General features: G+C 66.7%; 24 protein-coding genes. 18 read left to right on the top strand and 6 right to left on the bottom strand.

Annotated features, from left to right (window positions below):
* Nucleotides 1-17 precede the first annotated feature (17 nt).
* The 5 genes from ACIQC0_RS10615 (at nucleotide 18) to proC (ending at nucleotide 7,031) form a co-directional block, all read left to right on the top strand.
* Nucleotides 18-1,649, top strand: coding sequence for a methyltransferase (locus ACIQC0_RS10615; RefSeq protein WP_400534792.1), 1,632 nt, complete (start codon nucleotides 18-20; stop codon nucleotides 1,647-1,649).
* A gap of 123 nt (nucleotides 1,650-1,772) precedes the next feature.
* Nucleotides 1,773-4,499, top strand: coding sequence for a type I DNA topoisomerase (topA, locus tag ACIQC0_RS10610; protein ID WP_400534790.1), 2,727 nt, complete (start codon nucleotides 1,773-1,775; stop codon nucleotides 4,497-4,499).
* A gap of 40 nt (nucleotides 4,500-4,539) precedes the next feature.
* Nucleotides 4,540-4,959 carry an SseB family protein gene (locus tag ACIQC0_RS10605; protein WP_377214377.1) on the top strand — a complete coding sequence of 140 codons (420 nt, stop codon included), beginning with the start codon at nucleotides 4,540-4,542 and terminating at the stop codon, nucleotides 4,957-4,959.
* A gap of 7 nt (nucleotides 4,960-4,966) precedes the next feature.
* Nucleotides 4,967-5,938, top strand: coding sequence for a Ppx/GppA phosphatase family protein (locus ACIQC0_RS10600; RefSeq protein ID WP_377214378.1), 972 nt, complete (start codon nucleotides 4,967-4,969; stop codon nucleotides 5,936-5,938).
* Between the two features lie 259 nt (nucleotides 5,939-6,197).
* The gene (gene proC, locus ACIQC0_RS10595; RefSeq protein WP_400534787.1) at nucleotides 6,198-7,031 is read left to right on the top strand and encodes a pyrroline-5-carboxylate reductase; all 834 of its coding nucleotides are present in this window, start codon (nucleotides 6,198-6,200) and stop codon (nucleotides 7,029-7,031) included.
* Nucleotides 7,032-7,059: 28 nt separating this feature from the next.
* Here proC and ACIQC0_RS10590 read toward each other — a convergent pair whose 3' ends face one another.
* Nucleotides 7,060-7,698 (bottom strand): TrkA family potassium uptake protein, encoded by a 639-nt coding sequence (locus tag ACIQC0_RS10590; protein WP_171059109.1) that lies wholly within the window; start codon nucleotides 7,696-7,698, stop codon nucleotides 7,060-7,062.
* A gap of 40 nt (nucleotides 7,699-7,738) precedes the next feature.
* A complete protein-coding gene (locus tag ACIQC0_RS10585) occupies nucleotides 7,739-9,172 on the bottom strand; it encodes a TrkH family potassium uptake protein (protein ID WP_377214381.1) in 1,434 nt (477 codons plus the stop codon).
* A gap of 100 nt (nucleotides 9,173-9,272) precedes the next feature.
* On the opposite strand from ACIQC0_RS10585, the gene ACIQC0_RS10580 reads away from it, so the two are divergent.
* Nucleotides 9,273-10,484 (top strand): acetoin utilization protein AcuC, encoded by a 1,212-nt coding sequence (locus tag ACIQC0_RS10580; protein ID WP_400534784.1) that lies wholly within the window; start codon nucleotides 9,273-9,275, stop codon nucleotides 10,482-10,484.
* Between the two features lie 78 nt (nucleotides 10,485-10,562).
* Nucleotides 10,563-11,150: an ArsR/SmtB family transcription factor gene (locus ACIQC0_RS10575; RefSeq protein ID WP_377214383.1), complete on the top strand. Its 588-nt coding sequence runs from the start codon at nucleotides 10,563-10,565 to the stop codon at nucleotides 11,148-11,150.
* 9 nt (nucleotides 11,151-11,159) lie between these two features.
* On the opposite strand, the gene ACIQC0_RS10570 is transcribed toward ACIQC0_RS10575, so the two are convergent.
* A complete protein-coding gene (locus ACIQC0_RS10570) occupies nucleotides 11,160-12,527 on the bottom strand; it encodes an alpha-hydroxy-acid oxidizing protein (protein WP_400534782.1) in 1,368 nt (455 codons plus the stop codon).
* A gap of 305 nt (nucleotides 12,528-12,832) precedes the next feature.
* Here ACIQC0_RS10570 and ACIQC0_RS10565 point away from each other — a divergent pair, with 305 nt between their 5' ends.
* From ACIQC0_RS10565 to ACIQC0_RS10555, 3 genes are all read left to right on the top strand, one after another.
* The gene (locus tag ACIQC0_RS10565) at nucleotides 12,833-13,933 is read left to right on the top strand and encodes a 3-deoxy-7-phosphoheptulonate synthase (RefSeq protein WP_400534780.1); all 1,101 of its coding nucleotides are present in this window, start codon (nucleotides 12,833-12,835) and stop codon (nucleotides 13,931-13,933) included.
* A gap of 147 nt (nucleotides 13,934-14,080) precedes the next feature.
* Nucleotides 14,081-14,293: a helix-turn-helix domain-containing protein gene (locus tag ACIQC0_RS10560; RefSeq protein ID WP_377214386.1), complete on the top strand. Its 213-nt coding sequence runs from the start codon at nucleotides 14,081-14,083 to the stop codon at nucleotides 14,291-14,293.
* A gap of 151 nt (nucleotides 14,294-14,444) precedes the next feature.
* On the top strand, nucleotides 14,445-14,543 hold the full coding sequence (locus tag ACIQC0_RS10555; RefSeq protein WP_003792170.1) for a 30S ribosomal protein bS22: 99 nt from the start codon (nucleotides 14,445-14,447) through the stop codon (nucleotides 14,541-14,543).
* A gap of 139 nt (nucleotides 14,544-14,682) precedes the next feature.
* Here ACIQC0_RS10555 and ACIQC0_RS10550 read toward each other — a convergent pair whose 3' ends face one another.
* Entirely contained in the window at nucleotides 14,683-15,501 is an 819-nt protein-coding gene (locus ACIQC0_RS10550) for an HAD family hydrolase (RefSeq protein ID WP_400534778.1), read from the bottom strand.
* 105 nt (nucleotides 15,502-15,606) lie between these two features.
* Between ACIQC0_RS10550 and ACIQC0_RS10545 the strand changes: the two genes are divergently transcribed.
* The 3 genes from ACIQC0_RS10545 to ACIQC0_RS10535 all read left to right on the top strand — a co-directional run bounded on the left by ACIQC0_RS10545 (nucleotide 15,607) and on the right by ACIQC0_RS10535 (nucleotide 18,345).
* Nucleotides 15,607-17,232, top strand: a complete 1,626-nt coding sequence (locus ACIQC0_RS10545; RefSeq protein ID WP_400534776.1) for an FG-GAP-like repeat-containing protein — start codon at nucleotides 15,607-15,609, stop codon at nucleotides 17,230-17,232.
* Nucleotides 17,233-17,307: 75 nt separating this feature from the next.
* Nucleotides 17,308-17,562 (top strand): glutaredoxin family protein, encoded by a 255-nt coding sequence (locus ACIQC0_RS10540; protein WP_377214389.1) that lies wholly within the window; start codon nucleotides 17,308-17,310, stop codon nucleotides 17,560-17,562.
* An 87-nt stretch (nucleotides 17,563-17,649) separates the two neighbouring features.
* Complete coding sequence (locus tag ACIQC0_RS10535) at nucleotides 17,650-18,345, top strand: redox-sensing transcriptional repressor Rex (protein WP_377214390.1); 696 nt, start codon at nucleotides 17,650-17,652, stop codon at nucleotides 18,343-18,345.
* 67 nt (nucleotides 18,346-18,412) lie between these two features.
* Here the strand turns inward: ACIQC0_RS10535 and ACIQC0_RS10530 are convergent, their stop codons facing one another.
* Together ACIQC0_RS10530 and ACIQC0_RS10525 are read right to left on the bottom strand one after the other, a co-directional pair.
* A complete protein-coding gene (locus ACIQC0_RS10530) occupies nucleotides 18,413-19,219 on the bottom strand; it encodes a hypothetical protein (protein ID WP_400534774.1) in 807 nt (268 codons plus the stop codon).
* A 188-nt stretch (nucleotides 19,220-19,407) separates the two neighbouring features.
* Nucleotides 19,408-19,956 (bottom strand): YceI family protein, encoded by a 549-nt coding sequence (locus ACIQC0_RS10525; protein WP_400534772.1) that lies wholly within the window; start codon nucleotides 19,954-19,956, stop codon nucleotides 19,408-19,410.
* A gap of 214 nt (nucleotides 19,957-20,170) precedes the next feature.
* Between ACIQC0_RS10525 and ACIQC0_RS10520 the strand changes: the two genes are divergently transcribed.
* From ACIQC0_RS10520 to ccsB, 5 genes are all read left to right on the top strand, one after another.
* Nucleotides 20,171-20,851 (top strand): histidine phosphatase family protein, encoded by a 681-nt coding sequence (locus ACIQC0_RS10520; RefSeq protein WP_377214393.1) that lies wholly within the window; start codon nucleotides 20,171-20,173, stop codon nucleotides 20,849-20,851.
* 94 nt (nucleotides 20,852-20,945) lie between these two features.
* Nucleotides 20,946-21,524: a TlpA family protein disulfide reductase gene (locus tag ACIQC0_RS10515; protein ID WP_400534837.1), complete on the top strand. Its 579-nt coding sequence runs from the start codon at nucleotides 20,946-20,948 to the stop codon at nucleotides 21,522-21,524.
* Nucleotides 21,525-21,530: 6 nt separating this feature from the next.
* Nucleotides 21,531-22,286, top strand: coding sequence for a cytochrome c biogenesis CcdA family protein (locus ACIQC0_RS10510; RefSeq protein WP_377214394.1), 756 nt, complete (start codon nucleotides 21,531-21,533; stop codon nucleotides 22,284-22,286).
* Nucleotides 22,286-24,046: a cytochrome c biogenesis protein ResB gene (locus ACIQC0_RS10505; RefSeq protein WP_400534769.1), complete on the top strand. Its 1,761-nt coding sequence runs from the start codon at nucleotides 22,286-22,288 to the stop codon at nucleotides 24,044-24,046. The genes ACIQC0_RS10510 and ACIQC0_RS10505 overlap by 1 nt, the downstream gene beginning before the upstream one ends.
* Nucleotides 24,046-25,158: a c-type cytochrome biogenesis protein CcsB gene (gene ccsB, locus ACIQC0_RS10500; RefSeq protein WP_400534767.1), complete on the top strand. Its 1,113-nt coding sequence runs from the start codon at nucleotides 24,046-24,048 to the stop codon at nucleotides 25,156-25,158. The genes ACIQC0_RS10505 and ccsB overlap by 1 nt, the downstream gene beginning before the upstream one ends.
* The last annotated feature ends 13 nt before the right edge of the window (nucleotides 25,159-25,171 follow it).

Raw genomic sequence — 25,171 nt, 5'->3', positions numbered from 1 at the left:
CACCCTAGACTTGAGCCGTGCCTACCTCCTACGAATTCACCGCCGGCAACACCCCCGACGCCCCCCGCAGCGACCTTCCCCAGCAGCTTGCCGCCCTTGCCGCGGACCTGCGCGCGGTGGACTACACGCTGGACGGCGTGGCCGGCCTCCTCGGTGAGTCCGCCTACACCGCGCTCGACCGCGACCAGACGATCCCCGCCCTGCTGGCTACCGAAAGTGCGGCCCGCGGCGAGGGGCCCGCAGCGGCGCTTGCCGCCGTCGTGCGCCTGTGGCTGCTGGCCGAACCGCAGGAAGGTGAAACGCTCGACGCCGCCCTCCCGGGCATCCGTACCGAAGGCCTGGTGGAGCTGGGGCTGCTGCAGCCCGTGCCCGGCACCGGGAAATTCACGGCCCGGGCGGACCTGCGGCCTTACGGCTGGGACAAGAACGAGGACGGCAGCGGCGGGGCCGAACTGTGGGTGGCCAGCGACCTCGCCGCGCACCAGCAGGCCGGGATCCTGCGGCATGACCACGTGCTGGGCATCGGGCAGGCCTCCACTACGCTGGTCCAGGCCACCATCCGCCGCCACACGGAACGGGCGCTGGACCTGGGCACCGGCTGCGGCATCCAGACTTTCCATCTGCTGCACCATTGCCAGCACGTCACTGCGACGGACATTTCCGAACGCGCCCTGGCCTTCACGCGGTTCAACATCCTGCTTAACGCAGAGGCCCTGTCCGTGGACCCGGAACGGCTCTCGGAGCGGGTGAGCCTGCGGTGCGGGTCCATGCTGGAGCCCGTGGCAGGCGAGGAGTTCGGGCTGGTTGTCTCCAACCCGCCGTTCGTGATCACCCCGCGCACCGCCGGGGAGGACGCGGCGGGACAGTTCACGTACCGCGATGGCGGGCTGCCGGGGGACCAGATCGTGTCGTCGCTGATCCAGGACCTGCCGTCCGTGCTGGAACCGGCCGGAACAGCCCAGCTGTTGGGCAACTGGGAGGTGCCTGCGGGGATGGAATGGCAGGAGGGGCCGCAGAAGTGGGCCAGTCCGGACACCGACGCCTGGTTCATCCAGCGCGAGCAGGTCACCCCGGAGCAGTACGCGGAGACATGGCTGCGCGACGCTTCCGAAGGCCGCGACCGTGAACATTACCGGGACGCCTACGCCGCCTACCTCGCCGATTTCGCCTCCCGCAAGGTGGAAGGGATCGGCTTCGGGATGGTGTGGCTGCGGCGGCCGGCGGAACGGGGCGGGACACGCATCCGGCGGTTCGAGGAGATCACCTACCCCATCGAACAGCCCATCGGCCCCCATCTGGGCGCCCTGGTGGAGCGCGCCGACTGGCTTGCCGCGCACAGCATCGAGGACGCACACCTGCTCGTGGCCGGGGACGTCACCGAGGAAAGGCACCAGCGGCCCGGCGCGGAACATCCAGGGGTGATCCTGCTGCGGCAGGGCGCAGGGCTGCGCCGGACGAACCTGCTCAGCACGGAGCTGGCCGGCTTTGTGTCCGCATGCGACGGCGACCTGACCGCCGGGCAGATCGCCGGAGCCCTGGAAGCGCTGCTCGGCGGGGGAGAGGACTTCAACGCGGCGACGTTCCGGACGGGGCTGCTGGCCGAGGTGGAAAACCTGGTCCGTGACGGGTTCCTCATCCCCGCCGCCTGAGCGCCGGGAGGCCTTTCCACAAGCCCGCGCTTTTCCACAGGAATGCGCACAATCGGCCAAAATATGGTGAACTAGGCAAATATGGGCTCATCTGCCCGAGCAACCCTTTTCCGTAGGAGCACCGTGCCAAGCAAGGCCAAAACCGGCAAGAAACTCGTGATCGTGGAGTCTCCGGCCAAGAGCAAGACCATCGCCAAGTACCTCGGCGAGGGTTTCATTGTGGAGGCCTCCATCGGTCACATCCGTGACCTGCCCCAGCCGTCCGAGCTGCCTGCGGAACTGAAGAAGACCCCGGTGGGCAAGTTCGCCGTCGACATTGAAAACGGCTTCAAGCCCTACTACGTGGTCTCGCCGGACAAGAAGAAAAAGGTCACCGAACTCAAAGCGGCGCTCAAAGACGCCGACGAACTCTACCTCGCAACCGATGGGGACCGCGAGGGCGAGGCCATCGCGTGGCACCTGCTCGAAGTGCTCAAGCCCAAGGTCCCGGTGTACCGGATGACGTTCGGTGAAATCACCAAGGAAGCCATCCAGCGCGCCATGGGCAACCTGCGCGACGTCGATTCAGCCCTGGTGGATGCGCAGGAGACCCGCCGTGTGCTGGACCGTCTTTACGGGTACGAAATTTCTCCGGTCCTGTGGCGCAAGGTCGCCCGTGGCCTCTCCGCCGGCCGCGTGCAGTCCGTGGTCACCCGCATGGTGGTGGACCGCGAACGCGAGCGCATGGCGTTCAAGGCGGCGTCTTACTGGGACCTGACCGGGCAGTTCGGCGCGGGTTCGGCCTCGTTCAAGGCCAAACTTGCCGCGGTGGACGGCGCCAAGGTCGCCACCGGCCGCGATTTCAACGACGACGGCGAACTGACCTCGCGCAACGTGGCGCACCTTAATGAGGAACTCGCTGCGTCGCTGGCGGCAGGGCTGCAGGAGGCCTCCTTCGCGGTCCGCTCCGTTGACACCAAGCCGTACACCCGCCGGCCGGCTGCACCGTTCACCACGTCCACGCTGCAGCAGGAAGCCGGCCGCAAGCTGCGGTTCTCCTCGAAGAGCACCATGCAGATCGCCCAGCGGCTGTATGAAAACGGCTACATCACCTATATGCGTACGGACTCTTCGGCACTGAGCGATGAGGCCCTGACAGCTGCCCGCCGGCAGGCTTCGGAACTGTACGGCCCCGAGTACGTCCCGGGGTCGCCCCGGGTCTATTCCAACAAGGCCGCGAACGCGCAGGAAGCCCACGAGGCCATCCGTCCCGCCGGTGACTCCTTCCGCACTCCGGCCCAGGTGGCGTCGCAGCTGTCGGGCGATGAGTTCCGCCTCTACGAACTGATTTGGAAGCGCACGGTCGCGTCCCAGATGGCGGATGCCAAGGGCTCGACGGCCACCATCCGCCTGGGCGCCGTTGCCGCCGACGGCCGGGACGCCGAGTTCTCCGCGTCCGGCACCGTGATCACCTTCCCCGGCTTCCTGGCCGCCTATGAAGAGGGCAAGGACGAGACCCGCGGCGACGACGACTCGGATGAGGCCCGCCGTTTGCCCAACGTTGCCAAGGGTGACGCCCTGACGGCTTCGGACATTGTCGCCGTCGGGCACGAGACCTCCCCGCCGCCGCGGTACACGGAAGCGTCGCTGACCGCCGAACTGGAAAAGAAGGGCATCGGGCGCCCGTCCACGTACGCGTCCACCATTTCCACAATCCAGGACCGCGGCTACGTCCGGAAGCAGGGTTCCGCGCTGGTGCCCAGCTGGATCGCTTTCTCCGTGGTCCGCCTGCTGGAACAGCACTTCCACGACTACGTGGACTACGAGTTCACGGCTGACATGGAAGGCGACCTGGACAAGATCGCTAACGGCCAGGAGGTGGGCGCCGCCTGGCTGAAGCACTTCTACTTCGGTGAAGACTCTGACCCCGGCCTGCTGAGCATCGTGAACAACCTGGGCGAGATCGACGCGCGGGAGATCAACTCGGTGCCGATCACGGACGGTATCACGCTCCGCGTGGGCAAGTTCGGCCCCTACCTGGAGAGCACCGTGCCCACCGTTGACGCCAAGACCGGCGAGGTGGTGGAGAACGCCCGGGCCAACGTGCCCGAGGACCTGGCTCCGGATGAGCTCACTGCCGAGAAGGCCGTCGAGCTGATGGAGACGGCGGCGCCGGACGAACGCGTGCTGGGCGCCGATCCGCACACCGGCCACACGGTGGTGGCCAAGAACGGCCGGTACGGCGCTTACGTCACCGAGGTCATTCCCGAGATGACCGAGGAAGAGATCGCCAACCAGCCGGTGGAGTACTACAAGAACGGCAAGCCGAAGCCGCCCAAGAAACCGGTCAAAGCCAAGCCGCGCACAGGTTCGCTCTTCAAGTCCATGACCGTGGACTCGGTCACGCTGGACGAGGCGCTGCAGCTCATGAGCCTGCCGCGCGTGCTCGGCCAGGACGGGGAGGGCAACCCCATCACGGTCCAGAACGGGCGCTTCGGTCCGTACCTGAAGAAGGGCACGGACTCCCGGTCCATCGGGTCCGAAGAGGAGATTTTCACCATCACGCTGGAACAGGCCCTGGAGATCTACTCGCAGCCCAAGCAGCGCGGTGCGCGCGCAGCTGTGCCCCCGCTGGCCGAGTTCGGCCCGGATCCGGTGTCGGAGAAGAACATCGTGGTGAAGGAAGGCCGGTTCGGGCCGTATATTACCGACGGGATCACCAACATCACTGTGCCGAGGTCCACGTCCCTGGAGGAACTCACCCGCGAACAGGCAGTGGAGCTCCTCGCGGAGAAGCGCGCCAAGGGCCCGGTCAAGCGGACCGCCACCCGCAAGGCTCCGGCCAAGAAGAAGGCAGCCGCGAAGAAGTAGGGCGTTTGCGGTGCCGGGCGGTGCATGATCAGGTAGGTATATGACTGAACAGCCCGGCATTGCCGACACCACTCCGCTGAACGACCTCGAGGAGAAGCTCGCCAAGGGCGGACAGCCCGATGCCAGCCCTGTGGATGTGATCCTCTCGTTCCTGAACAACGAGGTCTACATCGTCAGCCCGGACGGGATCGAGGGCGAGGACTCCCAGGTGGAGCCCCTGGTTCTTGCCAACGCCGACGGCGACCCCGTCCTTGCCGTCTTCTCCCACCCCAGCCGCGTGGACGCCCAGTACCTCGAGGCGGCCCCGAACGTGCTGGGCACCCAGGGCGCCGCCATCATCGCCAACATCGGCGACGAACTGGGCATGGTGATAAACCCGGGCGCGGCCTACGGCTTCGAAATCAATCCCGAAGGCGTTGCCAACATCAAGCGCGACTTCAAGCGGGCCGACGAGCAATAATGGCTCCATGCGGCTAGGCGTCCTCGATATCGGGTCCAATACTGTCCATCTCCTGCTGGTGGACGCCCACCCGGGCGCGCGCCCGGTGCCGTTCGCCTCGCACAAACGGCCGCTGTCCCTGGTCCAGTACCTGGAGCCGGACGGCAGCATCAACGACGCCGGCCAGCACGAACTCACCGAATTCGTGCTGGAGGCGTGGGAATTCGCGGCGAGGCACAAGGCAGAAGACCTGCTGGCGTTCTGTACGTCCGCGATCCGGGAGGCCACCAACGGTCCGGAGGTCCTGGCCCGGGTGAAACATGAAACCACGGTCACCCTCCAGGAACTGACCGGCAGCGAAGAGGCGTCCATGACCTTCTTTGCGGTCCGGCGCTGGCACGGCTGGGGCGCCGGACCTATCCTGAACCTGGATATCGGCGGCGGGTCTTTCGAAATGGCCTTCGGCCAGGACGAGTTGCCGGAGGTGGCCACGTCCGTGCCGCTGGGAGCCAGCCGCCTGACACGGGATTGGCTGGCCGAGGACCCGCCCACGGCCAAGAGCGTCAAGGACCTGCGGCGCTATATCCGCGACACGCTCAAGCCCGCCGTCCGTGAGTTTGACGGGCTGGGCCGGGCCAATGTGGTGGCAGGGACCTCGAAGACCTTCCGCTCGCTGGCACGGATCGCCGGGGCGGCTCCCAGCGCAGCCGGGCCTTACGTCAAGCGCGAGCTACGGGCTACGGACCTGGGGGTGTGGGCACAGCGCATCTCCGCCATGAAATCTGAGGACCGGCTGCACCTTCCCGGCGTTTCGGAGGCCCGGGCCCGCCAACTGCTGGCCGGTGCGCTCGTAGCGGAGGCCGCGCTGGAGCTTTTCGAGTTCAAGAAGCTGAGGATCTGCCCCTGGGCGCTGCGGGAGGGCCTGATCCTGCGCCGCCTGGACCAGCTGGTATTTGCCGGGCCGCTGGAGCCGGCGCCGCACGTGGTTGCCCGCGTCTAGCTGGCGCATCGTGCACCGTGGGTTAAATGCGGGAGCACCGGGGTCCGGAGCCGGGAAAATGGGGGAAAACCCGGCAGGGACCTCCGGTGCCCCGGCAGACATCCCCATGCCTGCCGCATCACTCGCACCCTCAATGAGGTAGTTACTACGCTAGGACCCCAACTTGTGAGCAGCCTGCGTCCAACATGGGAGCGACCTGTGAATCGCTTTGTCGCCTGTAAGACCTGCACCGTTAACGCCGAACTGCAATGATGGAGCCATGAGCAACCGAATCGCATTCCTTGGCTGTGGGTCCATGAACGAAGCCATCCTGGCGGGGCTGGTGGAAGCCGGCACGGACCCGGCGGATATTGTGGCCACCGTCCGGCGGGCCGAGCGCGCCGCGGAACTGGCCGAGCGCCACCACGGAATCACCGCCATCGCCGGTGAGGAGGAACCCGACAACAACAGACAGGCCACCAAGGGATCCGCCGTCGTCGTGCTTGGTGTCAAACCCGTGGGAATCGTAGACCTGGCCCGCGAGATCAGTAGCTCCCTCTCCCCGGACACCGTGGTGGTCAGCGTCGCCGCCGCCGTCTCCATTGCGCAGCTTGAGGCGGCGCTGCCCGCCGGCCAGCCTGTGATCCGCTCGATGCCCAACACGCCCGCGAAGCTGGGCCGCGGCGTGGTGTCGGTATCACCGGGAACCAATTGCAGCCCCGAGCAGCTGCAGAAGGTGAAGGAGATCCTCAAGGGGGCAGGCACCGTGGTGGAGGTACCCGAAGGGCAGGTGGATGCGCTGTCGGCCATCAGCGGCTCCGGCCCGGCCTACGCGTTCTACCTGGCGGAAGCCATGGCCGCCGCGGGCGTCGAACTGGGGCTTGACGCCGAACTTTCCCTGCTGCTGGCCCGCGAAACCGTGGCCGGCGCAGGCTTCATGCTGGCCGAGCCCGGCGCGGACCCGGCGGCGCTCCGCAAGGCCGTAACCAGCCCCAACGGAACCACCGAACGGGCCATCGCCACGTTCGACGAGCAGGGCATCCCCGCCATCATCGCCGCCGGTGCGCGGGCCGCGGCGGACCGGGCGGCGCAGATCACCCGCCAACTGGGCTGATTTTGGGAACCACGGGTGCGCTGAGGGACTAGGGGCGGGCGGCGAAACGCTCCAGCAGGTCCACGTGGCCGGAGACGATCAGCATGTCGCGCGAGGACACCTTGGTCTCCGGCCGGGCGTAGGTGAAGTCCTCGCCCGGGGACTTCACGCCAACAATCGTCACGCCGTACTTGGAGCGCACCTTGGATTCGTCCAGCGTGAAGCCCACGGTCTCGCGCGGCGGGTACATCTTGACGATCGCAAAGTCGTCGTCGAACTCGATGAAGTCCAGCATTCGGCCGGATACCAGGTGGGCCGCGCGCACGCCGGCGTCCGCCTCCGGGTAAATGACGTGGTTGGCACCGATTCGGGTGAGGATCTTGCCATGCGAGGGGGTGATCGCTTTCACCCACAGGTGCTCGATGCCCAGGTCCACCAGGTTGACGGTGATGAGCACCGAGGATTCGATGGACGTCCCAACGCCCACGACGGCGGAGCTGAACTCCTGCGCCCCGAGCTGGCGGAGGGCGTCGATATTCGTGGCATCGGCTTCCACCACGTGCGTCAGCAAGGGTGCCCATTTCTGGACCAGGGACCGGTCGCGTTCGATGGCCAGGACCTCTCGGCCCTGCTTGACCAGCTGTTCCGCGGTGGAGGAACCGAACCGGCCCAGCCCGATGACCAGCACCGGGGCGTTATGGGCAGGGCGCCGGGGAGCGTCTGAGGAACTAGCCAATGATGGGCCTCTCTTCGGGGTAGTGGTACAGCTGGCTGCGCTGGCGCAGGGCCAGCGCGGCGGCGAGGGTGACGGTACCGACGCGGCCGGCGAACATCAGGGCCGTCAGGACATACTTGCCCGCAGGCGCCACCTCGGCGCTCAGGTTGGTGCTGAGGCCGCAGGTGGCGAAGGCGGAAATTGTTTCAAAGAGTACCCGGTCCAGTGATTCCCCGCTGATGTGGAGCAGGAGGAAAGCTCCCAGGGAAACGAGTGTTGCGCCGGCCACGATCACCGAGATGGCAACGCGCATGGCGCCCTCCGGGATGGTCCTGCCGTAGATCTTGACGTCGGTGTCGCCCCGGGCCTCCGCCATGATGGCCAGGAACATGATGGCGATGGTGGTTACCTTGATGCCGCCGGCCGTCGACGCCGAGCCGCCGCCGGCGAACATGAGCGCGTCCGTCAGCAGCATGGTGGTGGATTCCATCTGGTTCTGGTCCACCAGGTTGAAGCCGCCGGAGCGCATCTGGATGGACGCGAACAACGAGTGCATGACTTTGTCGCCGGTTCCCATCCCGCCGATGGTGGAGCCGTTCTCCCACTCCATGGCCGCCCAAGACAGCGCGCCGGCCAGGAAGAGGATCAGCGAAACCTGGATGGTCAGCTTGGTGTGCAGGTTCCAGCGTTTCCAGTTCAGCCCGTTCTGCTGCAGGACCATGACCACGGGAAAGCCCAGGCTGCCCACGAACACGCCCACCATGATGGGGACCAGGATCCACAGGTCATTCTCGAACGGGATGATGCCATCCGCGTGGGCAGTAAAACCGGCGTTGTTGAACGAGGAGATGGCATAAAAGACCCCGTGCCAGAGCGCCTGGCCGGGGCTCTCGCCGATCATGAGAAATCGGGGCACCAAGATCACGGCCAGAGTCGCTTCGATGACAACCGAGGTGGTGATGACGATCCGCAGCAGCGTGCCCACCTCGCCCAGGCGGCCGGCGTTGTTCATGGACTGGGCCGCGATCAGCTTGCCGCGCACACCCAGCCTCTTGCTGACCATCAGCGCCAGCAGGGAGGCAAGGGTCAGGGTGCCCAGGCCGCCCACGAAAATCGCGATCAGGATGATCAGCTGCCCGAAGAAGGACCAGTGCGTGGCGGTGGTGACCACGGTCAACCCGGTCACGCACACCGCCGAAACTGCGGTGAACATTGCATCGTGCAGAGGGGTGGACTGGCCGTTGGCTGCGGCGGCGGGCAGGGACAGCAGGCCCGTGAACAGCAGAACCACCAAGCCGAACGCGGTCAAGGCCAAGCGTGCCGGTGAAGTGTTGGCCACCGTATCGATGAAGTCGCGGAGCCGCGTCAGGACCCAGAGCCCCGTGTGCTCGCCGGAGCCCTGCTGCCAGTCTGCCTGGGTGGCGGGCCTCGACTCGCGCTGCGTCATGTGGCTTTCCTCGGTTGAAACGGCTTCCTTCAGTAGTAAACCACTAATGCCGCGTAATGGCCGGGCAGTGCGATGGCCGTGCTCGGGTAGCCTGTGATTGATGACATACCTCCCCGGCCTCGCCCAGCCCGCGCCGCCGACCCTGGTGGTGTGGAGCCCGGACATGACGGCCTACAACTTCGGGCCAGGCCATCCGATGGCACCGGAACGCATGGACCTCACCGCCCGGCTGGCCCGCAGCCTGGGCCTCTTCGACCTGGCGCACGTCACGGTGGAGGCTCCGGACGTCGCTTCGGACCCCGAACTGGAAACGGTCCACTCGGCCGACTTCGTGGCCGCGGTCCGCCGTGTCAGCGCCGACCCGGAAGAACCTGACCTGGAACGGGGCCTGGGCACCGAGGACGACCCCGCCTTCGCCGGCATGCACGAGGCCGCTGCCCGGCTTGCCGGCGGTTCGCTTCTGGCGGCCACCAGCATCCTGGCCGGGTCGGCAGTCCACGCAGTCAATTTCGGCGGCGGCATGCACCACGCCTCCCGTGAACGCGCCAGCGGTTTCTGCATCTACAACGACGCTGCCCTGGCCATCCAGCGGCTGCTCGATGGCGGTATCCAGCGCGTGGCGTATATCGACGTCGATGCGCACCACGGCGACGGGACGGAAAGCATCTTCTGGGACGACCCCCGGGTCCTCACCATTTCGCTGCACGAGAGCGGCCTGACCCTCTTTCCCGGCACCGGATTCGCCAATGAGATCGGCGGTGGGCAGGCGGAGGGGACAGCGGTCAACGTCGCCCTTCCCGCGGGAACGGGCGACGCCGGCTGGCTGCGCGCGTTTTACGCGGTGGTGCCGCAGCTGGTCGCCGCCTTTGCTCCCGAGGTGATCGTCAGCCAGCACGGCTGCGACTCGCACCGTGATGATCCGCTCACACACCTTAACCTGAGCGTGGACGGCCAGCGGGAGGCCGCCACCGCCGTGAAGAACCTCGCGGAACGCCATTGCGGCGGCAGGTGGATCGCGACCGGCGGGGGCGGATACAGCGTGCTGGACGTGGTGCCCAGGTCCTGGAGCCATCTGGTGGCGATCGCTGCGGCGCGGCCGGTGCCGGTGCGCACCCCAGTCCCGCAGGACTGGCGGCAGTACGTCGGGGAGAAGTTCGGGACCGCCGCGCCTGCCCTGATGGGCGACGACGTGGAGCTGTGGTGGCGGTCCTGGGAGGTGGGTTTCGACCCGAACGATGCCGTGGACCGCACCGTGATGGCCACCCGCAAGGCTGTCTTCCCGCTGCACGGACTGGATCCCTGGTTCGACTGACCGGGGCCGCTCGTTTTACCGCCTGCACCCCGCGAAATAGTTGATGCCTTTCGGCGTATATGTCGCTAGGGTGGAGGCATGGTGACAGACGACGTATTTGCCGTCATTGCGGAATCGACCCGGCGGGACATCCTGGTGGCCCTGCGCGCGGGGGACAAGGCTGTTGGCGAGCTGGTGGAGGAGCTTGCGGCAAGCCAGCCCACGATTTCGAAGCACCTGAAAGTGCTCCGCGAGGCGCAGCTGGTGAGCATGCGCGCCCAGGGCCAGAAGCGCTACTACGCGCTGAACCGGGAACCGCTGGAGGGCATTTCGCACTGGCTGGAGACGTTCGACGTCGGCAGCGCAGCCGCCGCCCGCACCGCGCCGGCCGCACGGGAAACCCACGCGAAGCCCGGTGCAGGCCGTCCGTCGTCGGGAACCGCCGCCCGTTCCACTGCTGAATCGTCGGCCGGTGCGCCGGACGAGGTTGCTGCCGAGGCCGTTTCTGCTGGCGTCCTGGCGAGGGACGGTGCGGAACTGAGTCCCGCCGTCGTGATTCCCGGCGGAACTGCTGCCGCGCTGAGTGACGACACCGTGCCCCAGCAGATTGGCCGCAGCGTAGGCCGCGCCGCCACGAAGGCAGCGGACCTGCTGGCGAACCTCCCCAAGTTCGGCCGGAAGAAGTAGCCCGCGAGCCTATTTTCCTAGCAGGCGCACGTGATCCGGGGTGAGCTCGGAGATCCGGCTCGTGCCCAGCAGCGCCATGGTGCGGGCCATGTCCTTTTCGAGGATCTGCAGGGTGCGGTCCACGCCGGCCCGGCCACCGGCCATCAGCCCGTACAGATACGCCCGGCCGATCAGCGTGAAGTCCGCGCCGAGTGCCAGTGCGGCCACGATGTCAGCACCGCTCATGATGCCGGTGTCGAGCATGATCGCCGCGTCCGTGTTGTCCCTGGTAAAGGCTTCCTTGACCTCCGGAAGCAGGTGGAACGGAATCGGCGCGCGGTCCAGCTGGCGGCCGCCATGGTTCGACAGGATTACGCCGTCCGCGCCATGGTCAACAACCCGGCGGGCATCCTCGACGGTCTGGATGCCCTTGACCACGAGCTTGCCCTTCCACGTTTCACGGAGCCAGTCGAGGTCCTCGAAGGTAAGCGTGGGGTCGAACATCGAGTTGATCAGGTCCGCCACCGTGCCCGTGTAGCGGGACAGGGAAGCGAAGGTCAGCGGCTCGTGGGTCAGGAAGTTGAACCACCAGGCCGGGCGGTAGGACGCGTCCAGGACGGTCTTGAGGGTCAGTGCCGGCGGGATGGTCATGCCGTTGCGGACGTCGCGGAGCCGGGCGCCGGCCACCGCGGTATCTACCGTGACCATGAGCGTGTCGTTTCCGGCCTTGGCGGCCCGTTCGATCAGTTCCAGGGAACGGTCACGGTCTGTCCAGAGGTACAGCTGGAACCAGTTACGGCCGTTCGGCGCGGCCGCGGCGACGTCCTCGATCGAGGCAGTGCCCATCGTGGAGAGGGTGTAGGGGATGCCGGCGGCCTCCGCAGCCTGCGACCCCGCGTACTCGCCCTCAGACTGCATCATCCGGGTGAATCCGGTGGGCGCGATTCCTACGGGAAGGCGCGACGGCTTGCCGAGGATTTCCGTGCTGAGGTCGATGGTCGACACGTTCCGCAGGATCCCGGGACGGAATTCGATGTCCAGGAACGCCTCGCGTGCGCGGCGGAGCGTGATTTCGCCTTCCGCGGCGCCGTCCGTGTAGTCGAACGGTGCCTGCGGCGTGCGGCGCTTGGCGATGTCCCGGAGTTCCCAGATGGTGCTGGCGCGCTTGAGCCTGGCGTCCTTGCTGAACTCGGGCTTCTTGAACTGCATCAGCGGCGCGAGGTCCGAGTACTTGGGGATCCGGCGCTTGAGGGCGGCGGGGACCTTGGCGGCGGGACCTTTGGAGCCGGAAGCAGCGGACGACGCCGGCGCGCCAGCAGGTGCCGGCGCTGCGGGAATGTCCGTGGTTTCCGGAGCGGGGGTCGCCTCGGGGTTGCTGGGCTGGAGCGTGTGCGTCATGGCGTCCTTCGTTGGGCGTGCTGGCGTGGTCTGCCTCACACTGTACGTGATGTGGTCGGACCACATCAACCCCCGAATGTTACGGCGTGATTTTTGCCGATGGCGTGGGCCGCGGTTATCGTCTTTCCATGACTAACCGTTGGTATGCGTATTTTTCGTTGGCTCTGGAGGGGCCCGCGTCTAACTGACACGCATCCAACTACCTTCAGAGCCAACAGGGCAGAGATCACTCTCTGCCCTTCGCCGTTTCTCCGGCGGGTTCTGAATTCCGGGCCCGCTTCCCATCTGGAACAGGACCCCATCACATGAACACCGCAACAGCCCAGAACTCCACATCAAACCTGCGAGTCAGCGAATTCACCGCCCTCCCCACGCCCCAGGACCTCATCGCGGAACTGCCCCTGGACGAAAAGGCGGCAGGCGTCGTCGAACGCGGACGTGACGAAGTCCGCGCCATCATGGACGGCGTGGACGACCGCCTCCTGGTCATCGTCGGCCCCTGCTCCATCCACGATCCGCAGGCCGGGTTGGAATACGCCCGCCGGCTGGTGAGCCAGGCCGAGAAGCACAAGGAAGACCTCCTGGTGGTCATGCGCACGTACTTCGAAAAGCCGCGCACCACCGTGGGCTGGAAGGGCCTGATCAACGATCCCCGCCTGGACGGCAGCCACGACATGGTCACTGGCCTGCGCACCGCCCGGCAGTTCCTGCAGCAGGTCACCGCACTGGGCCTGCCCACCGCCACCGAATTCCTGGAGCCGATCAGCCCGCAGTACATGGCAGATTTGATCGCGTGGGGCGCCATCGGGGCCCGCACCACCGAAAGCCAGATCCACCGCCAGCTTGCCTCCGGGCTGTCCATGCCGATCGGCTTCAAGAACGGCACCGACGGCGACCTCCAGGTGGCGATCGACGCCTGCGGTGCCGCCGCCGCAGCCCAGTCGTTCCTGGGGATCGACGGCGACGGCCGGGCCGCCCTGGTGGCCACCGCCGGAAACCCGGACACCCACGTGATCCTCCGCGGCGGCCGCAAGGGACCGAACTACTCGGCAGCCGACGTCGAACGTGCTTCCGAAAAGCTCGCCGCCAAGCACCTGAACCCCCGCCTGATCGTGGACGCAAGCCACGCCAACAGCGGCAAGAGCCACCACCGCCAGGCCGAGGTGGCCCTGGAGATCGGGGCGCAGCTGGAGGACGGCGGAACGGCGGCCCAGGCGGTGGCCGGCGTCATGCTGGAGAGCTTCCTGGTAGGCGGCGCGCAGAACCTGGACGTGGCGGAGAACGCGGCGGGGCAGGCTGACCTTGTGTACGGCCAGAGCGTGACGGACGCCTGCATGGAATGGGACGTTACGGTTTCCGTCCTGGACCAGCTGGCGGCGTCGGCCCGGAAGCGCCGGACCGCGTAGAGAAAGTGCCCGCCGGCACTTTCACTTCTGCCACAGGAACAACTAGAGTGTCCAAATAGGTGGTTGGTGGATGGCTCAGCATCAGAACACCGCATTGGCATTACATGGGGTCACTGTGTCCATCCGTCAGCAAAGGAATTCAAGGAAATGTCGGCAGAGCAGAACTTCTCCAACGCGAAGTTCCTGACCGTGGCTGAGGTAGCCCAGGTCATGCGGGTCTCCAAGATGACGGTCTACCGTCTGGTCCACGCCGGTGAACTGCCGGCCGTCCGCTTCGGCCGCTCTTACCGGGTACCGGAAACCGCCGTCGAACAGTACCTGCAGGGTGCCGTGGTGGAAGGGCACACGGAGACCGCCTGAGCAGGACTGTCAGGAGCCGCTCCGGATAAGCGGTACCCTGTTAAGGAACGTTTTACGTCATTGTAAGAATCTGTCAGTTGTCAGTTCGTTGCTCAGTCCGCGAACCATTTCCATCAGACAGGTACTGCATCTAGTTTGGTAAGGAACTTTCGTGGGTTCAGTTATTAAGAAGCGTCGCAAGCGTATGGCCAAGAAGAAGCACCGCAAGCTGCTTCGCAAGACCCGTCACCAGCGCCGCAACAAGAAGTAAATACTTCGCACAGCGTAGAACTGCCCGTCGCCTTCATGGCGGCGGGCTTTTCTTTTGCCGCGGTCCTGGGCTTGTTCGCGGAACCGGGCCTTGAAGGGCCGGATCCGCTAAGAAGCTTAGGACGGAAGAGGGACCAACCTTAGACGCGGGGGCCGCGTATGCGGGCGAAGCCTTTCCAGAGTCCGTACACCGCGCCGCAGACGGTGGCGGCCTTGAGCCCGAGCGTTGCGGCACGCCGTCCGGCCCGGAAATCGTAGACGGGCCAGTTGTTGTCGCGGGCATGCCTGCGCAGCCGGGAGTCCGGGTTGATTGCCACCGGGTGGCCCACCAGAGTCAGTAGTGGAATGTCGTTATAGGAATCGCTGTAGGCCCAGCAGCGCTTCAGGTCCAGGCCTTGGGCGTGCGCAAGTTCCTGGACAGCCACGGCCTTGGCGGAGCCGTGAAGGATGTCGCCCACCAGCCGGCCGGTGTACAAGCCTTCCGAAATCTCCCCCTCCGTGCCCAGCGCTCCGGTCAGGTCCAGCCGCGTGGCGATCACCGTCGCCACCTCGATGGGGGTGGCGGTCACCAGCCATACCCGGCGTCCGACGCGCAGATGCTGTTCGGCGAGGGCCTTGGCGCCCGGCCAGATCCGCGAGGCGATCATCTCGTCGTAGACCTCCTCGCCCAGGATCCTGACGTCATCGACGCTGATGCCCACCGCCAGGCTGAGAGCCGAATCGCGGACGGCATGCACGTCATCCATGTTTTCCCCGCGGGCCATGAACATGAACTGCTTCCACGCCATCCCGGCCGCCTGCCGCAGCGTGAAGGCCCCGCGCTGGTGCATCTTGCGGGCCACGTGGAACAGGCTGGCCCCGCGCATCAGGGTGTTGTCCACATCGAAGAACGCCGCCTCGCCGGGCTGCGGCGCCGCAACCGGCTTGGTGACTACGGCGACGTATTTCTCCTCGGGCATGGTGTCGAGTCTAGTTGTTATGTCCGCCGACGTTAGGGAGGCCCGGAAGCTGGCGGCCCGCCGCTTCCCGGACCTACACTGGGTGGAGGCAAAGGAGCGGCGGCGATGGATGCTGAAGGTCGTCATTCAGGGAGTCAATCCCGCGCGCGGCGGTCCGGGAAGCGGTCCCTGACGGCCGTGCTCGTGTTCCTCGCGCTCCTCCTGGCTTCCGTCCCCGGCACGCCTTCGGCGCAGGCTGCATCGCTCAGTGGCCACGATATTTCGTGGCCACAATGCCCGACGGCGGTGGGCGGCTATGGCCTGCCCCTACCGCCCGCGTCGTCCCAGTTCGTTATTATCGGCCTCACGAAGGGGCTCCCCTTCACCGAGAACCCGTGCCTGGCGAGCCAGGTGGACTGGGCCAGGACCAACGGCAAGCCGGCGCACGCGTACACCATGGCGGCTTTCCCCACGCCTGCCCAGCTCGCCACCTACGGGACGCGGGGGCCCTGGTCCGCCGCCACCCGCGCAGGCCAGCTCTCCAACGTGGGATACGCCGAAGCCCGGTTCGCCATCGACAGCCTGGCCCGCGTGGGCTTCGCGCCGCCGGTGGTGTGGATCGACGTCGAACCCCGGCCTGCCCAGCCCTGGCCCACGGCCAGCGCAGCGCAGCAGCGCGATAACCGGTACATCATCGAAGGCATCATGCGCGCCCTGCGGGACGCGAAATTCTCATACGGCCTCTACTCCTACGAGTCCGGGTGGGCCGGCATCACAGGCTCCTGGCGCCTGCCGGGCGTCCCGGTGTGGGCAACGGCCGGCCGGCTGGACTATCCCGGCGAGGCACTGGACCGCTGCCGCCAGCCGAGTTTCTCCGGAGGACGCGTCTATATTTCACAGTGGTACGACGACACCCGGGACTACGACCTGACCTGTGATCCATACGCTTTCACGCCACTGCCCATCCCGGCATCGACGCTCTCGGGGTCCACCGGTGATTTCAACGGCGACTGGAACACGGACATCCTTGCCCGCCTGCCCGCCACGGGCGAGCTGCGCATGTACCCCGGGAACGGCCGGGGAGGCCGGCTTCCCGGCGTGGTGATCGGCAAAGGCTGGAACATCTTCAATGCGCTCGAGACACCCGGGGACTTCAACGGGGACGGCGCACTGGACATCATCGCCAGGGAGACTTCCACCGGCTACCTGTGGCTCTATCGCGGCAACGGTACCGGCGGCTTCCTGCCCCGGATCCGCATCGGCAACGGATGGAACATCTTCAGCGCCATCGTCGGCCCCGGTGACTTCAACGGCGACCAGCGGGTGGATGTCCTCGCCCGTGAGCGCGCGACGGGTTACCTCTGGCTGTACCGCGGGAACGGCACCGGAGGCTGGCTGCCCCGGATCAGGGTCGGCAGCGGCTGGAATATCTTCAACGCCATCGTCGGCCCGGGGGACATGAACGGCGACGGTGCCGCCGATCTCCTGGCGCGGGAAAGCGCGACGGGTTACCTGTGGCTGTACCGCGGGAACGGTGCGGGCGGCTGGCTGCCCCGCGCCCGGGTGGGCAGTGGCTGGAACGTAATGACCGCCGTCGTAAGTCCCGGTGACTTTAATGGCGACCGCCGCCCCGACTTGCTGGCCCGCGACGGCACCGGCGTCCTGTGGCTCTACCCCGGCAGCGGCACCGGCGGCTTCCTTTCCCGGATCCCAGTGGGGCCGGGCTGGAACGGGCTCTCGCCGCTCTTCTGACGGCATTCTGTCGGGCGGGGCCTGGGACGCGCCCGTCCGTCACCGCGTCCCCGCGAACGGGGCTACCGTTAATGCATGGTTACCCCGCGCGTCGTACTGATCACCAAATCCGAGTGTCACCTTTGCGAAGAGGCGCGCGACGCCGTCGGACGCGTTACTGCCTCGCTGGGCCTGGACTGGACGGAGGAATCCGTGGACCAGCGCCCGGAACTGCGGGACCGCTACGCCGAGGAGATTCCGGTCGTGCTGGTGGACGGTGTCCAGCGCGACTTCTGGAAGATCGACGAAAACCGCCTGCAGCGCGTGCTGGAGCGCGCCATGGCGCAGTAAGGGAGCCGGTTCACGTGATGGCGGCTGCTTTGTTGGCACCGGCGGAGGGGCCCTAGAGTGGAGTCACGACGCAGCACAAAGGAGGGGATGGCCGCGATGGACCACACTCCGCATCCGGTTGCGGACCTTCCGGGCGCGCCGGGGAAGGAAATTCCCCCAGCCGCCGTGGCGCGGCTGACCATCTACCTGCGCGCGCTGAACTCTTTAATGGCCGACGGCGTGGAGCGGGTTTCGTCTGAATCCCTCGCCGAAGTCTCCGGCGTGAGTTCGTCCACGCTGCGTAAGGACCTATCGCACGTTGGGTCCTACGGGACGAGGGGCGTCGGCTACGAGGTTCAGTACCTCAGCCGCAACATCGCCGCGGCCCTCGGCCTGACCCATGACTGGAAAGTGGCGATTGTGGGTGCCGGCAACCTGGGCAAGGCCCTGGCCCGGTATGGCGGGTTCGAATCCCGCGGTTTCGACGTAGTGGCCATCTTTGACGCCGACCAGATGGTGGTGGGCAATGAGGTGGGCTGGCTGCGGGTCAGCGACGTGGCGGATCTGGAGCCAGTCCTGCAAAGGACCGGAGCCAACATGGTGGTGCTTGCGCTGCCCGCGGCCGTCGCCCAGGACGTCTGCGACCGGGTGGTCGAGGCCGGAGTCCACAGCATCCTTAGCTTTGCCCCGGTCATCCTGCAGGTGCCCGACGGCGTCAACCTCCGCAAGGTGGACATGGCCACCGAACTTCAGATCCTGGCGTACCACGCGCAACGGGCGCAGGCTCCGGAACAGACCGCCTAGTTCCGGCTGTGTCCGGGGCTGCGCCCGTTGCTGTGCGCGGGTGACGCCGCGTGCAGATGCTGTGTGGTTACCGGCCGTACGGGTTGCCCATGCCGCCGCCGTATGGGTTGGCGAAAGGCTGCCGGCGGAAGTAGGGGGCGGTGGCAGGCAGGTAGAGCAGGACGATGGCCGCGATGCCCAGCAGCGTGCCGAGGGTTCCGATGGTGAGTCCCGCAAAGAGCCCGGGAACGGAGAACGCCGCGAGAACTGTTCCCAGGATGCGGGCCCAGTTCTTGCCCTTCCGGACAAAGACAGCGACCAGCAAGTACAGCGCCGCCCCAATGATGCCCAACACCACCATGGTGCCGGCGATGATGCCCTTGATGTCGTTGTAGCTGACCTGGTTGCCACTGCCCTCGAGCTGCCGTTCAAATTCCTGGCGGAACACGGGGTTGTCCAGGTCCCCCAGGCCCATGAGCAGCGAAATGACAAAGATGGCGCCCGATGCAATCAGCAGCCAGAAGGACACGTTGACCAGCTGCGGCACCTCACCCTTGCCGCCGCCAGGCTGCTCGGACGGGTACTGGGTGTAGGGGGACTGGCCGTACCGCTGCTGGCCGTAGGGGGACTGGCCATAGGACGGCTGGCCGTACTGTGGCGGGTTCTGGCCATACGGTACCGGGCCGCCCGGCTGCTGACCGTAGCCGGGAGCCGGGGGCGGGTTCTGGCCGTACTGCGGCGCATTCTGTCCATACTGGGGCGGGTTCTGGCCGTATTGCGGCGCATTCTCACCGTAGCGGGGCGGCTGATTCGCTGAACCGCCCGGGTTCCCCGCACTGTTTCCCTGCTGGGGATCGTTCGGTCCGGGCGGCGGGGGGACAGGGGGAGTGCTCATGGGCGGTCCTTTTCCAGAAGTGCTTCCAACGGTACTGCCGGGATCGGTCCTGCCCTTCCCCCGGCATGGCTTAGCTCAACCGTACCCCCGCGCGGGCGCGTTGTGGGGACAACGGGGCTTAAAACAGCACCCCGGCGCCGGGCTGCCGGAGCCGGGTGCCGGGGCGCGGGTGTGGTGGAAGCTAATGCCTATGCTGCTGGGGCAATGAAGGCCAGTTCCAGGTTGATGGCAACCTTGTCGCTGACCAGCACGCCGCCGGTCTCCAGGACAGCGTTCCAGGTCAGGCCGAAGTCCTTGCGGCTGATGGTGGTCTCAGCGGAGACGCCGGCGCGGGTATTGCCGAACGGGTCCACTGCAACGCCGTTGAATTCGGTTTCCAGGACCACCGGACGGGTAACGCCCTTGATGGTCAGGTCGCCGGCGAGCTCGTAGCTGTTGCCCTTTGCCACGAGGCCATTGGAGACGAAGGTCATCTCGGGGAACTTCTCCACGTCGAAGAAATCTTCGCCCTTGACGTGGCCGTCGCGGTTGACGTCTCCGGAGTCGAAGCTGGCGGTCTGGATGGTGGCGTTGACCTTGGAATCGGCAACGTTCTCGGCGACCTCAAGGGTGGCCGCTGCCTCGGTGAACTGGCCGCGGACCTTGCTGATGCCTGCGTGACGGACGGTGAAACCGATCTCGCTGTGGGACTTGTCCAGTGTCCAGGTGCCGGTGGTGACGTCTGCGGGAAGTGCCATGATGATGCTCCTTGTATGGAAGTGCTGTGCGGTTGTGCGGTGCGTTCTGGCCGTTGACGCTTCATCTGTTGAAGTCTCAACTAACTGCTGCAATTAGTATAAACATGCGTTTGCATGTTTTGTTCCCTCCGGCGGGAACTTTTTTCGAAAATCTCCGGTTCTACCGGATGTAGAAGATTTCGGATCGCACGCCATCTTTGAGAAACTGGTAAACATGCCCCAATCCACTGTCCATTTGCTCCGCCATGGCGAGGTCCATAATCCTGACGGCGTGCTGTATGGCAGGCTGCCCGAATTCCACCTCTCGGAGCTGGGCCGCCGGATGGCTGAGATGCTCGCGGAACACTTCGTCCGGCGCGCGGCCGCAGGGGCCCGGATCACCTACCTGGCCGCGTCCCCGCTGGACCGGGCGCAGGAGACCGCCCGCCCCACGGCGGAGGCGCTGGGTCTGGAGATCCACACGGACGGACGGATCATCGAGGCGGAAAATTACTTCGAGGGCCTGAAGGTCACCAAGGCCGAGCTGCGCAAGCCCAAGCACTGGCCCCACCTCGTCAACCCCCTCCGCCCGTCCTGGGGTGAACCGTACAAGGAGCAGGCGGCCCGGGTCATGGCCGCGGTCCAGGAAGCACGGCTTCGTGCCATCGACCTGGCCGGCAGCGATTACGGCGCGGCGGGTCCCGAAGCCATCATGGTCAGCCACCAGCTCCCCATCTGGGCTACCCGGCTCAGCGCTGAGGGCAAGCCCCTCTGGCATGATCCGCGCAAGCGCGAGTGCACGCTGACCTCCATCACCTCGTTGGTGTTTGACGACGGCGGCTCGCTTCTGCGCGTCGAGTACACCGAGCCGGCAGCCTCCCTTCTTCCCGGTGCGGCCAGCACGCCGGGAGCCTGATCGTGATGACTGAGGGTAAGTAGTGAGCGAGACGAACAACGGCAATCACGGCACCGGGCGCGCGCCTTCGGCGCCGGCCGCCTCCCGGCGCAGCATCCTGGCTGCCGGCGGCCTCACGCTCGCGGCCCTGACCCTGGGCCTGTCCGCCTGTGCGCAGGAAGACGCGCTGGCCAAGCAGGCCCGTGCCGGGGACAACAAGAACTACGTGGCCGGAGATGGCTCCGTCACCGAATTCGCTGCGACGGACCGCAAGGCCCCGGTGCAGGTGACCGGAACGCTCTTCAACGGCACGGCAGTCACCCCCGCGGATTTCCAGGGCAAAGTCACCGTGCTGAACTTCTGGTTCGCAGCCTGCGCCCCCTGCCGGGTGGAAGCCCCCATCCTTGAAGACCTGCACCAGGAGTTCAAGGATCAGGGCGTCCAGTTCTTTGGCGTGAACCTGCGCGATGAGAAGGCCACCGCCGAAGCGTTCGACAAGACGTTCGGCCTGACCTACCCCAGCTTCGACGACAAGGACGGCGGCGTGCTGCTGGCCGTCTCCGGCATCGTCCCGCCCGGAGCTGTTCCCACCACCCTGGTCCTGGATAAGCAGGGCCGCGTGTCCGCCCGCGTGCTTGGCGAGATCGAGCGCGGCACCCTGAAGGCCCTCATCGCCGCGGCCGTGGCAGAGTAGCCAGCCGTGAACAGTCCATTCGCCGAAGCAATCCTCAACGGTTCGCTGCTGCTGGCCATCCCGGTGGCGCTGCTGGCCGGGCTGGTCTCTTTCCTGTCCCCCTGCGTGCTGCCGCTGGTTCCCGGATACCTGGGCTACGTCACGGGCCTGAGCGGCGTTGACCTCCAGAAGCAGAAGCGCGGCCGGATGCTGGCCGGGATCGGCCTGTTCGTCCTGGGGTTCTCCGTCATTTTCGTGCTGTTGGGCGGCGCGTTCGGGCAACTGGGGACGCTGATCACGGGCAGCCAGAACGCCTGGATCACGCAGGTCCTTGGCATCCTGGTCATAGTGATGGGCGTGGTGTTCATGGGCGGCTTCGGCTGGCTCCAGCGGGACGCCAAAATCCATGCCAAGCCGCCGGCGGGGCTGTGGGGCGCGCCGCTGCTGGGCCTGACCTTTGGCTTGGGCTGGGCGCCGTGCATCGGCCCCACCTATTCCGCCGTTCAGCTCCTGAGTCTCTCGGGCGGGTCCTCCGCGGCCAAGGGTGCGTTCCTCGCCTTCGTCTACAGCCTGGGCCTGGGCATCCCGTTCCTCCTGATCGCCCTGGGTCTCCGCCGCGGCATGGGCGTGATGGCATTCTTCCGTGAACACCGCGTGGCCATCCAGCGCACCGGCGGCGGCATCCTGGTGCTGCTGGGCCTGCTGATGGCCAGCGGCGTGTGGGGCGCCTGGGTCACCGAGCTGCAGTACTGGTTCCAAACCGACGTGAAGTTGCCGATCTGATGAGCGAGCGTGTGAACGAAGAAGCGAAATCCGCCGTGACAGAGGCGAAACCCGAGTCCAAGGCCAGCGGCAACGCCGGCGCGAAGGCCGAGGCCGCCCTGCCGGTACTGGGTCCCCGGGAGATGCTCCGCTGGGCCTGGACCCAGCTGACCAGCATGCGCACGGCGCTGTTCCTGCTGCTCCTGCTGGCCGTGGCCGCCGTGCCGGGTTCCCTGTTCCCGCAGCGGCCCGCCAACCCCTCCGTGGTGACCCAATACATCAAGGACAACCCGGACTACGGCAAGATCCTGGATTCGCTGCAGCTGTACGACGTCTACTCGTCTGTCTGGTTCTCCGCCATCTACCTGCTGCTCTTCACCTCGCTGATCGGCTGTGTGGTGCCCCGCGCCATAGCCCATTACAAGGCCATGCGCTCCCAGCCGCCGCGCACCCCCAAGCGCCTCTCCCGCCTGCCCGAGTACGGCACGCTGGCCATTCCCGCACGCGCCGGGATCCCGGCGTCGGACGCCATCAACGGTGCCGCCGCACTGCTGAGGAAGCGCGGCTACCGCGTTGAGGTGAGGGACGACGGCGGCGCGGAGCCATCTTTAGGGGCCGAGCGCGGCTTCCTGAAGGAAGTGGGCAACCTGGTGTTCCACACGTCGCTGATCGGCGTGCTGGTGTCCGTGGCCGCCGGCGGCCTGTTCGGCTACAGCGGCCAGCGCATCCTGGTGGAGGGTGACACGTTCGTCAACACCCTGGTGGGTTACGACCAGTTCACGCCGGGCACCAACTTCCAGTCCAGCCAGCTGGAGCCGTACTCGGTCCAGCTGGACAAGTTCGACATCACGTTCGACCGTGAATCGCAGGGGAAGTTCGGCCAGCCCATCGACTTCTCCGCCGCGGTGACCACCAGGGAAAGCCCGGACGCCCCTGCCAGGCAGGAAGTCCTGAAGGTCAACGATCCGGTCACCCTGGGCGGCACCAGCATCTACCTGACCGGCAACGGCTACGCGCCCGTGGTGACCATCCGCGATGGTGAGGGCAACGTGGCCATGCAGGGGCCCGTGGTGGCCAAGCTGCAGGGCGACAACTACTACTCCTCCGTGGTCATCAAGGTCCCGGACGCGAAGCCCGACCAACTGGGTTTCGTGGGCTTCTTCCTGCCCACGGCGTTCGTCACCGATGAGGGCGTGTCCTTCAGCGGCGATCCGGACCTGTTCAACCCGCAGCTGACCCTGAACTCGTTTTACGGCGACCTCGGCCTGGACGCCGGCGCCCCGCAGAACGTCTTCGAGCTGGACGTGGCGGACCTGACACCGCTCAACGCCCGCAACCTGGACGCCGGCGGCATCACCCTGGCTCCGGGCACCAGCTACACCCTGCCGGACGGCAAGGGCAGCATCAGCTTCGACGGCGTGAAGCGGTACATCGGCGTGGACATCCACCACAACCCCGGCCAGCTGTATGCGCTGATCTTCGCGCTGCTGGCCGTGGCCGGCCTGGTCGCCTCGCTGTACATCAACCGCCGCCGCGCCTGGGTACGCACCGGAACCTCCGACGACGGCAGCACCACGGTGGAGTACGGCCTCCTCGCCCGCGGCGAAGACCACCGCCTGGCCGGCGAGGCCGCCGCCATCCGCCGGCTCCTGACCACCGAATGGCAGCTGGACAACGACTCCGACGCTCCGCAATCCCAGCAACCCCCCAGCAGCCCCAGCGATAATGACGCAGGCAGCCCCACCCCAGCAAGCCCCGCCGGGCCCGAAAAGGACCACTAATGCCGTACGGAATCAACGAAACCATGGGCCAGTACAGCGAGCTCTTCATGCTGCTCGCGGCAGGCACCTACACCGTTGCCTTCATCGCCTTCGCCTGGGACCTGGCCAAGAGCAGCAAGGCCCTGCGCGCCATCGACCTCAAGGCGGCACAGGCCGGGGGACAGGTGGCGGTTCCGGCCGTCGTGGGCGCCGGCGCGTCCGGTGAGCCGGCAGCCGCCGGTGACCCGGACTCAGGCGCGTCCCGCCTGGACGGGCCGGCGGGGCGGGCCGAACGTCCGTCGTCGTCCGCGGCCAAGGCGTCCGGGACGGGCGGGGCGGTCATGGCCGACGCCGATATGAAGTACGCGGGCGAACGCCGCGCCCCGGCGCGGGTCGCCGTCGCCCTGACCATCCTGGGCGCCGTCATCCACGGCGCCGGCGTGGTCACCCGGGCGCTCGGTGCCGGCCGCGTGCCGTGGGGCAACATGTACGAGTTCCTTACCACCGGCGCGTTCGTGGCCATCGCCGTTTTCCTGCTGGTGCTGATCCGCCGCGACCTGCGCTTCCTGGGCACCTTCGTGGTCGGCCTGGGCATCATCATGCTGGTAGCCGCCTCCGTGGCGTACTGGACCCCCGTGGGACACCTCGTTCCGGCTCTGCAGAGCTACTGGCTGATCATCCACGTGTCCATCGCGGTGCTCTCGTCCGCCCTGTTCACGCTGACATTCGCCATGTCCGCACTGCAGCTGGTCCAGGCGCACCGGCAGAAGACCGTGGCCGCGGGCGGCCCCGACAAACTCGGCTTCATGCGCCTGGTCCCCTCCGCACTGAGCCTGGAGAACCTCTCCTACCGCATCAACGCCATCGCCTTCATCGGGTGGACGTTCACGCTGATGTTCGGCGCCATCTGGGCCGAGAAGGCCTGGGGCCGGTTCTGGGGCTGGGACACCAAGGAAGTCTGGACGTTCGTCATCTGGGTGGTATACGCGGGCTACCTGCACGCCCGCGCCACGCGCGGCTGGACGGGGACCAGGGCGGCCTGGCTGTCGATCGTGGGCTACCTGTGCGTGATCTTCAACTTCACCATCGTGAACCAGTTCTTCAACGGGCTGCACTCGTACTCAGGGCTCTAAAGCTCCTGCAGGT

The organism is Pseudarthrobacter sp. NPDC092419 (assembly GCF_044755045.1).
Classification (GTDB): domain Bacteria; phylum Actinomycetota; class Actinomycetes; order Actinomycetales; family Micrococcaceae; genus Arthrobacter.
Note: the sequence above shows the minus strand (reverse complement) of the source record. Positions and strands in the feature narration are given on the sequence as shown.